Origin of the sequence: Enterobacter sp. 168J2, from assembly GCF_034107265.1 — a bacterium.
GTDB classification, from domain to species: domain Bacteria; phylum Pseudomonadota; class Gammaproteobacteria; order Enterobacterales; family Enterobacteriaceae; genus Enterobacter; species Enterobacter nematophilus.
In genome coordinates this window covers 1,001,827-1,014,712 of sequence record NZ_JAWNEB010000001.1, presented here as the reverse complement: position 1 = coordinate 1,014,712, position 12,886 = coordinate 1,001,827, and the positions used below count along the sequence as shown (strand labels likewise).

Genomic DNA, 12,886 nt, shown 5'->3' with positions numbered 1-12,886 from the left:
GGAGAGTTTATGAGTCAGCAGGATGCCGCCAAAGAGCAGGCCAACACCCGCAAAAATGTGCGCATTGTTTCCGTTTTCACCGCCGCCGCCATCGGTATTGTCGGCGTGCTGGTCATTCTTTACGCCTGGCAGCTGCCGCCGTTTACCCGCCACGCGCAGTTTACCGACAACGCCTACGTGCGCGGCCAGACGACGTTCATCAGCCCCCAGGTTAACGGCTATATCACCGAGGTGAAGGTTCAGGACTTTGTGCAGGTCAAAAAAGGCGACCTGCTGTTGCAGATCGACGACCGCATCTATCGTCAGCGCGTCCATCAGGCCGAGGCGCAGCTGGCGATGAAAATTGCCGCGCTGAATAACAACCTGCAGCAGCGTAAAAGCGCCGAAGCGACCATTGCCAAAAATGAAGCCGCGCTGAAAAATGCCCGCGCCCAGAGCCTGAAAACCCAGGCGGATTTAAAGCGCGTGAAGGATCTGACGGCGGACGGTTCGCTTTCCATTCGCGAGCGCGATGCCGCGCTGGCCAGCGCGGCCCAGGGCAGCGCGGATATCGACCAGGCGAAAGCCTCGCTTGAGATGTCGCGTCAGGATCTGCAGACGGTGATTGTGAACCGCGGCGCGCTGGAGGCGGATGTTGAAAACGCCAAAGCGGCGCTGGAGCTGGCGCAGATTGACCTGCAAAACACCCGCATTATCGCCCCGCGCGACGGCCAGCTCGGCCAGATTGCCGTGCGTCTCGGCGCGTACGTGACCGCCGGCACGCACCTCACTACCCTGGTGCCGCCGCAGCACTGGGTGATCGCCAACATCAAAGAGACCCAGCTGGCGGAGCTGCGCGTCGGTCAGCCGGTGAAGTTTACCGTCGATGCCCTGAACAACAAAGCGTATCAGGGCCGCGTGGAGAGCATCTCGCCGGCGACCGGGGTTGAATTCAGCGCTATCACGCCGGACAACGCCACCGGCAACTTTGTCAAAATCGCCCAGCGCATTCCGGTGCGTATTGAGGTGCTGGGTGAAGAAGACGCGTACAAACTGCTGCGTCCGGGTATGTCGGTCCAGGTGACGATTGATACGCGGAAGGCGAAGCCATGATCCTCCGCCCGATAGCCGCTCTGGTGCTGGCGGTAACGCTGGCCGGATGCCAGTCCGTCGACGTAAAGCCGGCGCAGCCGACGCTGCACATCCCTGCGCAGTGGCGAGCCGACTCGGGGCCAGCCAGCCCGGCGGAGCAGCTCTGGTGGCGCAACTTTCATGACAACCACCTGAACCGCTACGTGGATCGGGCGCTTAAAAACAACAGCGACGTGCTGATTGCCCGCGAGCGGATAAACGAATATCAGGCGCGGGTCTTTGCCGCCGACGGGAGCCTGTTTCCTTCGCTCGACGCGGGGGTAAGCGGAACGCGCGCCCGTTCGCAGTCTGCCGCCACCGGGCTACCGGTCTACGGTACGCTGTACAGAGGCAGCCTGACGGCGAGCTATGACGTTGATATCTGGGGCGTCAACCGCAGCACTTCTCGCGCAGCCGAGGCCTCGCTGGAGGCGCAAAAAGCCGCCGCCGCGGCCGCGGATCTCACCGTCGCCTCGTCCGTTGCCTCCGGGTACGTAACCCTGCTCTCGCTTGATGAACAGCTGCGCGTGACCGAATCCACGCTGAAATCGCGCGAGGAGGCGTTTAACCTTGCCAAACGCCAGCTTGAGACGGGCTACAGCTCGCGTCTGGAGCTGATGCAGTCGGATTCTGAGCTTCGCTCAACGCGGGCGCAGGTACCCGTGCTGCGGCATCAAATTGCGCAGCAGGAAAATGCCCTGAGCCTGCTGCTGGGAAGCAATCCCGGCGCGGTGGCGCGCAGCGAAAGCTTTGCGGCGCTGACGCCGCTGACGCTGCCGTCACAGCTGCCCTCCACGCTCCTGAATCGTCGGCCGGACATCGTGCAGGCCGAGCGACAGCTGATCGCGGCTGACGCCTCGCTTGCCGCGTCACGCGCCAGCCTGCTGCCGTCGATCAATCTGACCGCAAGCGGATCGATTCAGGATCGTACCCTTTCCGGCCTGCTGGACAACCCGCTCCAGCTCTGGAGCGCGGGCGGCAGCATTCTCGCCCCGCTGCTGAACCGCCAGGCCCTGAACGCGCAGATGGATATTTCCCAGTCCCAGCGTAACCAGGCGCTGTACGCGTATGAAAAAACCGTGCGTAACGCGTTTGCCGAAGTGAACAACAGCCTTGACGCCATTACGCGCTATCGGGAACAGCTGACGGAGCTGCTCGCCCAGCAGGATGTGGCTCGGGAGACGCTGCGCATTGCGCAGAACCGCTATCGCAACGGTTATTCATCCTATCTTGACGTGCTGGACGCGCAGCGCACGCTGTACTCGGTCCAGACCAGCGTGGTGCAGGTAAAAAATAACCTGCTGCTGGCGCAGATTGATTTGTATAAAGCGCTGGGCGGCGGGTGGAAGAACGCGTGAACCCACTTTGCGCGCTGAGGCCCTCACCCCAGCCCTCTCCCACAGGGAGAGGGAGAAAACCAGCTTCCGACCTTTAATCTCAGATCTGTATACGCGCAGTGAACAGTCCCCTCTCCCCTTTGGGGAGAGGGTTAGGGTGAGGGGTGTTAAGCCGAAATTTGCTCCATCGCCTGCAGAATACGCTTATCCGAAATCGGATACGGCGTACCGAGCTGCTGGGCAAAGAAGCTGACGCGCAGCTCCTCGATCATCCAGCGGATCGCCTGCACATCTTCATCCTCGCGACGTGCCGGCGGCAGCTTGTTCAGCCACTGCTGCCACGCCTGCTGCACGCTCTCCACTTTCAGCATCTGCGCGCGGTCGCGGTGCGGATCGATAGCCATTTTCTCCAGACGTTTTTCAATCGCCTGCAAATAACGCAGCGTATCGCCCAGCCGCTTAAAACCGTTGCCGGTCACAAAACCGCGGTACACCAGCCCCGCCATCTGCGCCTTCACGTCCGACAGCCCCAGCGCCATGGTCATATCCACGCGCCCCTTCAGGCGCTTGTTGATATTGAACACGGCGGTGAGGATCTGCTCGACCTGTTTGGCAATCTCGACCACGGTGTCGTTCAGCTCGGCGCGAACCTTGTCATGCAGCTTCGCAAAACCTTCTTCCGTCCAGACCGGACCGCCCGCCTCGTGGATCAGCTTGTCCACCCCGCATGAGATGCAGTCGTCAATCAGATCCAGCACCTTGCCGTACGGGTTAAAGTAGAGCCCCAGCTTGGCTTTGTTCGGCAGCTTCTCGTGCAGATACTTGATTGGCGACGGGATGTTGAGCAGCAGCAGGCGGCGCAGCCCGCGCCACATCATCTGCTGCTGTTCCTGCGGGTTATCAAAAAGCTTAATCGCCACGCTGTCGCGCTCGTCCACCAGCGCCGGCCAGGCTTTGACCTTATAGTTACCGCGCTTCTGCTCGTAGCTTTCCGGAAGCTGGCCGAAGCTCCAGATGTGCAGCCCGCTCTGCTCGATGCCGTCGTCCGCCACCGCAGAAAGCGTCTCCTGAACTTTGCCCTTCAGCGCCTCTTTCAGCTCGCTCAGCGAACGTCCTTCCAGCAGCTTTTTATTTTTATCATCCACCACGCGGAAGCTGATTTTCAGGTGATCGGGCACCTGATCCCAGTTCCAGTCTTCGCGGTCGATGGTGGTGCCGGTCATGCGGCGGAACTCACGCTCCAGCGCGTCCAGCAGCGGCAGCTCCAGCGGTGTGACGCGGCCTAAAAACGCTTCCGCGTAGTTTGGCGCAGGCACAAAGTTTCGGCGCACTGGTTTCGGCAGGGATTTGATCAGCGCAATCACCAGCTCGCGGCGCAGGCCGGGGATTTGCCACTCAAACCCGCCCTCGTCGACCTGGTTCAGCAGCGGCAGCGGAATGTGCACGGTCACGCCGTCCGCGTCGGTGCCCGGTTCAAACTGGTAGGTCAGACGCAGCTTGAGGTTGCCCTGATGCCAGAAGTTCGGGTAGTCGAGCTTGCTGACCGACTCCGCCCCCTCTTTAATCAGCATGCTCTTTTCAAAGTTGAGCAGGTCCGGCGTCGCTTTGCTGGCCTTCTTCCACCAGCTGTCGAAGTGGCGGGCGGAGATGACATCGTGGCTGATGCGCTGGTCGTAAAACTCAAACAGCGCCTCATCGTCCACCAGAATGTCGCGACGGCGGGACTTGTGCTCAAGCTCCTCGACCTCGGCGCGCAGCTTCAGGTTTTCACGGAAGAAGGCGTGACGCGTCTGCCAGTCCCCCTCCACCAGCGCGTGGCGGATAAACAGCTCGCGGCTGAGCGCCGGGTCAATCTGGCTGTAGTTGACCTTGCGCGCGGCGACCACCGGCAGGCCGTAAACGGTCACTTTCTCGGTTGCCATCACCGCGCCCTGCGCGCGCTCCCAGTGCGGTTCACTGTACGAGCGTTTCAGCAGGTGCTGAGCCACCGGCTCAACCCATTCCGGGTCGATACGCGCGGCAATTCGTCCCCACAGGCGGCTGGTTTCCACCAGCTCCGCGACCATGGTCCACTTCGGCGGCTTCTTGAACAAGCCGGAACCCGGGAAGATGGAGAAGCGGGCGTTACGCGCGCCGGTATATTCCTGCTTGTCCGCATCCTTCATCCCGATATGGGACAGCAGGCCGGTCAGCAGCGCGATGTGAATTTCGCGGTATTCTGCCGGTTCACTGTTCACCGGAATGCCCAGCTCTTTCACCACCTGGCGCAGCTGGGTGTAGATATCCTGCCATTCGCGCACGCGCAGGTAGTTGAGGAAATCCACGCGACACTGGCGGCGGAACTGGTTCGAGGAGAGCGCTTTCTGCTGCTCGCCGAGGTAGTTCCACAGGTTCACGAAGGCGAGGAAATCGGACTCTTTGTCGTGGAAGCGACGGTGCTTTTCGTCCGACGCCTGCTGTTTGTCCATCGGACGCTCGCGCGGGTCCTGAATGGAGAGCGCCGAGGTGATAATCATCGCCTCGCGCACGCAGCCGTGCTTTTGCGCTTCCAGCACCATGCGCGCCAGGCGCGGGTCGACCGGCAGCTGGCTGAGCTGGCGGCCCAGCGGCGTCAGCTTATAGATGCTCGCCTGCTCGTCGGTGGTAATGGCGCCGAGCTCTTCCAGCAGGCGCACGCCGTCCTGAATGTTGCGCTTATCCGGCGCTTCGACGAACGGGAACGCCGCAATGTCGCCCAGCCCCAGAGCGGTCATCTGCAGAATAACGGACGCCAGGTTGGTGCGAAGGATTTCCGGGTCGGTGAATTCCGGACGCGAGAGGAAATCGTCTTCGGAATAGAGACGAATACAGATCCCTTCCGACACGCGGCCGCAGCGGCCCTTACGCTGGTTAGCGGAAGCCTGAGAGACCGGCTCAATCGGCAGGCGCTGAACCTTGGTGCGGTAGCTGTAGCGGCTGATGCGCGCCGTGCCCGGGTCGATCACGTATTTGATGCCCGGCACGGTCAGCGAGGTTTCCGCCACGTTGGTCGCCAGCACGATGCGGCGCCCGCCGTGCGGCTGGAACACGCGGTTCTGCTCGCTGTTCGACAGACGCGCGTAAAGCGGCAGGATCTCGGTGTCGCGCAGGTCGCGCTTGCTGAGCGCGTCGGCGGTGTCGCGAATTTCGCGCTCGCCGCTCATGAAGATCAGGATGTCCCCCGCGCTCTCGTTGCCCAGCTCGTCGACGGCGTCGAAGATGGCCTGCAGCTGATCGCGCTCGGTATCGTCCGCCTCTTCCACAATCGGACGGTAGCGCACTTCAACCGGATAGGTTCGGCCAGAGACCTCGATGATTGGCGCATTGTTGAAATGCTTCGAGAAGCGCTCCGGGTCGATGGTCGCGGAGGTGATGATGATTTTCAGATCCGGGCGACGCGGCAGCAGCTCTTTCAGGTAGCCGAGCAGGAAGTCGATGTTCAGGCTGCGCTCGTGCGCTTCGTCAATGATGATGGTGTCGTACTGCATCAGCAGGCGGTCCTGCTGGATTTCCGCCAGCAGGATACCGTCCGTCATCAGCTTGACCATTGTGTTGTCGCTGACGTGGTCGCTGAAGCGCACCTTGTAGCCGATGCAGCCGCCCGGCTCCGTCTGCAGCTCTTCGGCAATACGGTTCGCCACGGTGCGCGCCGCCAGACGACGCGGCTGGGTGTGGCCAATCAGCCCTTTTAGCCCGCGCCCCAGCTCCATGCAGATTTTCGGTAGCTGGGTGGTTTTCCCCGAGCCGGTTTCCCCCGCGACAATCACCACCTGGTGGTCGCGTACGGCCTCAAGGATGTCCTGTTTCTTCTGGCTGACGGGCAGGTTTTCCGGGTAGGTAATTGCCGGGCGTGCGGCTTCGCGCAGCACAACCTTCCCTGCCGCCTGTTCAATCTCTTTCGCCATCTCCTGGAAAATGGCCTGTTGTGCATCAGGATTTTTAACCTTCTTCACGCCGTGCAGCCGGCGGGAAAACCGCTGTTTATCGCGCAGCATCAGGGAATCAAGCTGTTGCAGGAGCATCGGGAAGGTGATTTTTGGTTGTTCTGTCATAGCGTTAACGGGCAGTGCTCTGCCGGGTAAAATCTCTTTTTAATGATTGCTATAGAGTACCACATTGACGCTTTTAGCGCCTTATTCAAAAAATTCGAACATAGGCTTCGATATATTGCGCTATCTCTGTGGCAGGATTGTGAATAAAGTGTCAACAAGCAACGGGGCAACCCCCTTCAATCAAATGCAACAACAGGAATCACCCATGAGCAAAGTATTAGTTTTGAAATCCAGCATTCTGGCAGGGTACTCTCAGTCTGGTCAGCTGTCTGATTACTTCGTTGAGCAGTGGCGTGCACAGCATTCTGCCGACGAAATCACCGTGCGTGACCTGGCAGCAAACCCAATTCCTGTCCTGGACGGCGAGCTGGTTGGCGCGCTGCGCCCAAGCGATGCGCCGCTGTCCCCGCGTCAGCAGGAAGCCCTGGCCCTGTCCGACGAGCTGATTGCTGAGCTGCAGGCGCACGACGTTATCGTCATCAACGCCCCAATGTACAACTTCAACATTCCTACCCAGCTGAAGAACTACTTCGACCTGGTGGCGCGCGCTGGCGTAACCTTCCGCTACACCGAGAACGGCCCTGAAGGTCTGGTGAAAGGCAAGCGTGCGATCGTCCTGACCAGCCGTGGCGGTATTCATAAAGATACCCCAACTGACCTGGTTGCGCCGTACCTGAGCCTGTTCCTGGGCTTCATCGGCATCACCGACGTGAACTTCGTGTTCGCTGAAGGTATCGCTTACGGTCCGGAAGTGGCGACCAAAGCGCAGACCGACGCAAAAGCCGCGATCGACAGCCTGGTCGCAGCGTAAGATTTTGCCCTCTCACCGCCCGGTGGGAGGGTTTTTCTTTTCCCCGCATTTCGCTATCATCCGCACCCACTCTCCAGCCGGGCGGCCTGATGTCTGCGATTATCGATTCTTTTATTGCCCCACCGTGTCACGACGACATTGAGATCCTCTGGCAGGATGAACATCTGCTGCTGATTAATAAGCCTTCCGGCCTGCTCAGCCTCTCGGGCAAAAACCCGCAAAACTTCGATTCTGTCCATTATCGTCTGGTCCAGACGTTCCCCGGCTGCACGCTGGTACATCGTCTGGATTTCGGCACGTCAGGGCTGATGGTGGTTGCGCGCAATAAACCCATCAACGCGGCGCTCTGCCAGCAGTTTAGCAAGCGCAGCGTGGAGAAAGTTTACAGCGCCCTGCTTTGCGGACATCTGGAAAACGATGAGGGAGTCATAGACGCGCCCATTGCCAAAGACCCGGCGCTGTTCCCGCTGATGTCGATCTGCGCCGTCAACGGTAAACCCGCCCGCTCCCGCTATCGGGTGGTGGAACGGTTTTATCAGGGGACGGGGCTACCGTTAACGCGTGTGAAACTGATACCGGAGACCGGGCGAACCCACCAGCTGCGCATTCACTGCCAGCGGCTGGGGCACCCTATTCTGGGCTGCGATCTGTATGGCGGTCTTGAAGCGCCGGGGACCGAGGGAACGCCCCGGCTGATGCTGCATGCCAGCGAGCTGAATTTTATTCATCCCGTGAGCGGAGAGCCGGTTAACGCCCGCCACGCCGCCCCGTTCTGAACGCGGTTTACCACATCAAATCGTCAGGGATTTTGAAGTCCGCGTACGGATCGTCTTCGTCCTGCTCTTCCTGACTGAGCGCGCTGTTAAGCACGATGCTGTCGGCATCGCGCTGGGCAATTTTATCGGCCACCACCGCCGGAATGATCGCGTATTCACAGTCGCCGTTTGCATTGAGCACCAGGCGCGCAATGGCCAGACGGCCGTTGATCAGCTGGGTTTGCGTCTGCTTGTCGACCTCAATTTTTTTGATCAGATTGCCGTCGGTGAAGTTAAAGGTGATGTTGCCCTTCGCTACGGTGATGCGGTTCATCTCGATCAGCTGCTTCACCTGCGCTTTAAACTCTTTCGCGAGCACGGCCTGCTTCTGCTGCTCGCTCAGCAGCTTGTCGCGCTCGATCTGCGCCTTCTTGTTCTCTTCTACCGCTTCCCGAGCCTCACGAGCCTGAACGCGTGATTTCTTTGCCGTGCGCTGCACTTTCGCCGCTTTTTTGCTGCTGACCAGGCCCGCTTTCAGCATCTGCTCTTGTAAGGTGAGTTTTGTCATGATCGTTTCTAAACCGGTTGGAAATTTTGGGGATTATACCGACATTAAGCCCGTGCCGAAACATAAGTAAAACATAGGATAACTCACTTTAACTGTCTGATAATTTGGCTGCTGCCAAATAAAGCACACCGGAAACATCCATGATAACGATTAAAGCAGCCGACCTCCACGCGCCTGAATCCCAACGTCTCATTGATAATCTTTCATCTGAACTGGCGGCTATTACAGGAGATCGCGGTACGCGACATTTTAACGCCGACGCCATGATGGCCGAACGCACACTGTGGGTTGTCGCTAAGAATGATAATGGTGATGCCGTGGGATGTGGGGCATTGCGCCCGCTATCAGAACAGATTGCGGAGCTTAAGCGAATGTACTCCGACAGAAGCGAACCCGGTATTGGACAGGCTTTACTGGCTTTCCTTGAAGCCTCTGCGCAACGTTTAGGCTACGGTGAAATCTGGCTTGAAACACGAAAAGTGAACAGGCGCGCCGTGAACTTCTATGAGCGGAATGGCTACAGCGTTATAGACAACTACGGCCCCTACATCGGCAGGCAAGAAGCCGTCTGTTTCGCTAAAAAATTCATGATGACCTGACGCGGTCGGAAAATGTGATCAGCATCATGAACTTCGCTCATGTTGCATTGAAATTAAGTCACTTCCCCTGCGCCGCGGGCTCAGGCATAAATTATGCATTGGTAACTTCTTAGCAACATGAACTTAGGATGCATAACCACAATGAGCAAAGCTTTCACATATACCCTTAAGCGCAGTTGCTTCGATGAGAATTACAACCCGTCTGAAAATACGCGTACGACCACCAACTTTGCCAACCTGGCGCGTGGGGAAAAACGTCAGGAAAACCTGCGCAATACGCTGGTGATGATCAACAACCGCTTTAACGCCCTGGCGTGCTGGGATAACCCAACCGCCGATCGCTACGCGGTTGAGCTTGAAATCATCTCCGTCGACCTGAACATAGGCGCGGAAAAGCCGTTCCCGGCCATTGAGGTTTTGCAGACGTACATTGTCGACAAGAAAAATAACCAGCGCATCCCTGGCATTGTCGGGAATAACTTCTCTTCTTACGTGCGCGATTATGATTTCAGCGTTCTGCTGCTGGAGCACAACAAGAACCAGCAGCACTTCAGCGTTCCTGAAAAGTTTGGCGAACTGCACGGCAACATTTTCCGCCATTTTGTGAATTCGCCGGAATACAAAGAGAACTTCAGAAAGGGCCCGGTGATTTGCCTGAGCGTTTCCAGCAAAGACACCTACCGCCGCACCGGTAACCAGCACCCCGTTCTGGGCATTGAGTACGCGCCGGACGGCGAGTCGTTAACGGAACTGTACTTCGCCAAAATGGGCCTGAAGGTCCGCTACTTCATGCCGGAGAACAGCGTGGCGCCTTTCGCGTTCTTCTTTACCGGGGACTTGCTGAGCGATTACACCGATCTGGAGCTGATCGGCACCATCAGCACGATGGAGACGTTCCAGAAAATCTATCGCCCGGAAATTTACAACGCGAACTCGGCGGCGGGACTGTTTTATCGCCCGGATCTGAACCAGCAGGATCATTCATTAACCAAAATTGTTTATGACCGCGAAGAGCGAAGCCGGCTGGCGATTGAACAGGGTCGATTTACCGAAGAATATTTCATCAAGCCTTATAAACACATTCTCGAGCAGTGGTCTGATAACTACACGCTTTAATTCATCAAAAAAGGTCTTTTATTATGAAAACATTGCTCCCGACGTCTACGGCTGGCAGCCTGCCTAAGCCGACCTGGCTTGCGCAGCCTGAAACGCTCTGGTCTCCGTGGAAATTGCAGGATCAGGAACTGCTGGCGGGTAAACAGGATGCGCTGCGCCTGTCTCTGGACGAGCAGATCCGTGCGGGAATTGATATTGTCAGCGACGGGGAACAGACCCGCCAGCACTTCGTCACCACCTTTATTGAACACCTGAGCGGCGTCGATTTTGAGAACCGCCAGACCGTACGCATTCGTAACCGCTATGACGCCAGCGTGCCCACCGTGGTTTCTGCCGTTGCGCGTCAGAAGCCGGTATTCGTGGACGATGCAAAGTACCTGCGCCAGCTCACGGACAAGCCGATCAAATGGGCCCTGCCCGGGCCGATGACCATGATCGACACCCTTTACGACGCGCATTATAAAAGCCGCGAAAAGCTGGCCTGGGAATTCGCCAAAATCCTCAACCAGGAAGCGCGCGAATTAGAGGCCGCGGGCGTGGATATTATCCAGTTTGATGAGCCAGCGTTTAACGTCTTCTTCGACGAGGTCAACGACTGGGGCATCGCCGCGCTGGAACGCGCCATTGAGGGTCTGAAATGCGAAACCGCGGTACACATCTGCTACGGCTACGGCATCAAGGCCAATACCGACTGGAAAAAGACGCTCGGCTCAGAATGGCGCCAGTATGAAGAGGCCTTCCCTAAGCTGCAAACCTCTAATATCGACATCATCTCTCTGGAGTGCCACAACTCCCGCGTGCCGATGGATCTGCTGGAGCTGATTCGCGGTAAAAAGGTGATGGTTGGGGCGATTGACGTAGCCACCAACACCGTCGAAGCGCCAGAAGAGGTCGCCGACACCCTGCGTAAAGCGCTGCAGTTCGTTGATGCCGACAAGCTTTACCCGTCAACCAACTGCGGCATGGCTCCCCTCTCCCGTCAGGTGGCTAACGGCAAGCTGAAAGCGCTCAGCGCCGGCGCAGAAATTATCCGTAAAGAACTCGGCGCGTAATTGCCTTACGTTTGCCAGTACGGCGGCGAGCCGAAAAACGCCACGTAATAATCAATCACCGCCCTGACGTTCAGGGGCGGATGACGCGCGTGAGGATAGATCGCCGCAATATTGAGCGGCTCCGTATTGATAGCACACGCCATTTCCGGCATAAGGGCGACCAGCTCCCCCCGCTGCAGCCTGTCGCCAATCAGCCAGTCCGGAAACAGGACGATCCCCATTCCACCCAGCGCGGCAATGAGCAGCGACTCCGCATTATTGGACGTCATCAGCGGCGCGACGGGATAGTGCACCCAATTCTCCCCCTTGCGCCGTACGAGCCAGCGGTTAGGGCCAGACGAACCGCGATACACAAGGCATTTATGCTGGCTCAGCTCGGCCGGATCGGCCGGTACGCCGTGTTGACGCAGATACGCGGGCGACGCGGCAAGGTGGTAGCGCTGCTGCCCGAAGATGCGGGCGTGAAACGTCGAGTCCGTCAGCGTGCCGATGCGAAAGATGAGGTCGGCGGCATCCCGGTGCGGGTCGATAAAGTCATCGGTCAGCGTCAGCTCTATGGTTAACCGTGGATAACGCTCGGCCAGGCCTGCCAGGCCAGGCGCAACGTGCCTCTGTCCAAAAAATACCGGCCCGTTAATGCGGACCGTGCCGGAGGGTTCGGTCGAACGTTCATCCAGCTCCCGGCGCGCCTCTTCGAAGCTATCGACCATCGCCCGGGCATAGCGGATGAAAAGATGCCCGTTTTCCGTGGGGATCACCGCCCGGGTATTGCGGTAGAACAGCTGCTGGCCGAGCGCGTCCTCAAGCTGATGAATAATACGCGACACCTGCGAGGCGGAAATTCCCTCCCGTCGCGCAACGACGGAAAAGTTCTGCGTTTCATAGACGGCAATAAACAGCAGCAGTGAGCGAAGATTCATGCTTCCGGCATCTGACATTAATGCATTTCCTGCAAAGGTGTTTCCTGCATTATGGCATTTTTCTCACATGTCTACCGACGTAATCTTCTTCGCCTAAAAACGGAGGAAGCGTGATGCATTTTGTATTGATTTTACTGGTGATTGCCGGCGGGATGGGCCTTTCCGTCGAGGCGGGTTTGCTGGGGCCGTTAGGAGGAGAAGTGGGCGATTTATGGGCCACGTTCAGCATTTTCGGGGTCGGTGCCGCGCTGACCTTTCTGCTGATGCTGTTTTTCAGCCCGCGCAACAGCCCGTCGTTTTTCGCACAGCCCGGCTGGCAGCTGCTCGGCGGCGTGCTGGGTCCTGTTTATGTTGTCATTCTGACTATCGCCACCCCCGCCATCGGCATCGCTCTGACGATGATCGGCATTCTGGCAGGTCAGGTTTTTAAAAGCCTGATCATTGACCACTTTGGCCTGCTGGGTACGCCGCACAGGAAGATAAACGCAAGGCGCATCGTGGCGCTGGTTTTTATTATTGCCGCACTGGTACTGGTCGCAAAGGGGTAA

At 58.3% G+C, this 12,886-nt stretch carries 11 protein-coding genes; 8 read left to right on the top strand and 3 right to left on the bottom strand.

Translation table 11 applies throughout. From position 1 onward, the window contains the following. The first annotated feature begins 9 nt into the window (after positions 1–9). Both USG84_RS05005 and USG84_RS05000 read left to right on the top strand, forming a co-directional pair. A complete protein-coding gene (locus USG84_RS05005) occupies positions 10–1,092 on the top strand; it encodes an HlyD family secretion protein (RefSeq protein WP_253541918.1) in 1,083 nt (360 codons plus the stop codon). Then, on the top strand, positions 1,089–2,468 hold the full coding sequence (locus tag USG84_RS05000) for an efflux transporter outer membrane subunit (protein WP_151413812.1): 1,380 nt from the start codon (positions 1,089–1,091) through the stop codon (positions 2,466–2,468). The genes USG84_RS05005 and USG84_RS05000 overlap by 4 nt, the downstream gene beginning before the upstream one ends. Positions 2,469–2,614: 146 nt before the next feature. Here the strand turns inward: USG84_RS05000 and hrpA are convergent, their stop codons facing one another. Beyond that, positions 2,615–6,517 (bottom strand): ATP-dependent RNA helicase HrpA, encoded by a 3,903-nt coding sequence (gene hrpA / locus USG84_RS04995; RefSeq protein WP_320738188.1) that lies wholly within the window; start codon positions 6,515–6,517, stop codon positions 2,615–2,617. A 205-nt stretch (positions 6,518–6,722) separates the two neighbouring features. Here hrpA and azoR point away from each other — a divergent pair, with 205 nt between their 5' ends. Both azoR and USG84_RS04985 read left to right on the top strand, forming a co-directional pair. Further along, positions 6,723–7,328, top strand: a complete 606-nt coding sequence (gene azoR / locus USG84_RS04990; RefSeq protein ID WP_151413813.1) for an FMN-dependent NADH-azoreductase — start codon at positions 6,723–6,725, stop codon at positions 7,326–7,328. Between the two features lie 89 nt (positions 7,329–7,417). Next, positions 7,418–8,104 carry an RluA family pseudouridine synthase gene (locus USG84_RS04985; protein ID WP_253541884.1) on the top strand — a complete coding sequence of 229 codons (687 nt, stop codon included), beginning with the start codon at positions 7,418–7,420 and terminating at the stop codon, positions 8,102–8,104. Positions 8,105–8,111: 7 nt separating this feature from the next. Here the strand turns inward: USG84_RS04985 and USG84_RS04980 are convergent, their stop codons facing one another. After that, positions 8,112–8,651 carry a DUF2058 domain-containing protein gene (locus USG84_RS04980; RefSeq protein WP_028013071.1) on the bottom strand — a complete coding sequence of 180 codons (540 nt, stop codon included), beginning with the start codon at positions 8,649–8,651 and terminating at the stop codon, positions 8,112–8,114. 140 nt (positions 8,652–8,791) lie between these two features. On the opposite strand from USG84_RS04980, the gene USG84_RS04975 reads away from it, so the two are divergent. From USG84_RS04975 to USG84_RS04965, 3 genes are all read left to right on the top strand, one after another. Then, positions 8,792–9,250, top strand: coding sequence for a GNAT family N-acetyltransferase (locus tag USG84_RS04975; RefSeq protein ID WP_151413814.1), 459 nt, complete (start codon positions 8,792–8,794; stop codon positions 9,248–9,250). A gap of 141 nt (positions 9,251–9,391) precedes the next feature. Further along, a complete protein-coding gene (locus USG84_RS04970) occupies positions 9,392–10,366 on the top strand; it encodes a DUF1852 domain-containing protein (protein WP_151413815.1) in 975 nt (324 codons plus the stop codon). A gap of 23 nt (positions 10,367–10,389) precedes the next feature. Continuing rightward, positions 10,390–11,418 (top strand): methionine synthase, encoded by a 1,029-nt coding sequence (locus USG84_RS04965; protein WP_061098288.1) that lies wholly within the window; start codon positions 10,390–10,392, stop codon positions 11,416–11,418. A gap of 5 nt (positions 11,419–11,423) precedes the next feature. Here USG84_RS04965 and USG84_RS04960 read toward each other — a convergent pair whose 3' ends face one another. Further along, the gene (locus USG84_RS04960) at positions 11,424–12,356 is read right to left on the bottom strand and encodes a LysR family transcriptional regulator (RefSeq protein WP_151413816.1); all 933 of its coding nucleotides are present in this window, start codon (positions 12,354–12,356) and stop codon (positions 11,424–11,426) included. Between the two features lie 95 nt (positions 12,357–12,451). On the opposite strand from USG84_RS04960, the gene USG84_RS04955 reads away from it, so the two are divergent. After that, positions 12,452–12,886, top strand: coding sequence for a DMT family transporter (locus USG84_RS04955; RefSeq protein WP_061098290.1), 435 nt, complete (start codon positions 12,452–12,454; stop codon positions 12,884–12,886).

What these genes read in the sequence shown, in the direction of transcription:
- USG84_RS05005 (WP_253541918.1), top strand. Translation starts at nt 10, where the DNA reads ATGAGTCAGCAGGATGCCGCCAAAGAGCAGGCCAACACCCGCAAAAAT.
- USG84_RS05000 (WP_151413812.1), top strand. Translation starts at nt 1,089, where the DNA reads ATGATCCTCCGCCCGATAGCCGCTCTGGTGCTGGCGGTAACGCTGGCC.
- hrpA (WP_320738188.1), bottom strand. Translation starts at nt 6,517, where the DNA reads ATGACAGAACAACCAAAAATCACCTTCCCGATGCTCCTGCAACAGCTT.
- azoR (WP_151413813.1), top strand. Translation starts at nt 6,723, where the DNA reads ATGAGCAAAGTATTAGTTTTGAAATCCAGCATTCTGGCAGGGTACTCT.
- USG84_RS04985 (WP_253541884.1), top strand. Translation starts at nt 7,418, where the DNA reads ATGTCTGCGATTATCGATTCTTTTATTGCCCCACCGTGTCACGACGAC.
- USG84_RS04980 (WP_028013071.1), bottom strand. Translation starts at nt 8,651, where the DNA reads ATGACAAAACTCACCTTACAAGAGCAGATGCTGAAAGCGGGCCTGGTC.
- USG84_RS04975 (WP_151413814.1), top strand. Translation starts at nt 8,792, where the DNA reads ATGATAACGATTAAAGCAGCCGACCTCCACGCGCCTGAATCCCAACGT.
- USG84_RS04970 (WP_151413815.1), top strand. Translation starts at nt 9,392, where the DNA reads ATGAGCAAAGCTTTCACATATACCCTTAAGCGCAGTTGCTTCGATGAG.
- USG84_RS04965 (WP_061098288.1), top strand. Translation starts at nt 10,390, where the DNA reads ATGAAAACATTGCTCCCGACGTCTACGGCTGGCAGCCTGCCTAAGCCG.
- USG84_RS04960 (WP_151413816.1), bottom strand. Translation starts at nt 12,356, where the DNA reads ATGTCAGATGCCGGAAGCATGAATCTTCGCTCACTGCTGCTGTTTATT.
- USG84_RS04955 (WP_061098290.1), top strand. Translation starts at nt 12,452, where the DNA reads ATGCATTTTGTATTGATTTTACTGGTGATTGCCGGCGGGATGGGCCTT.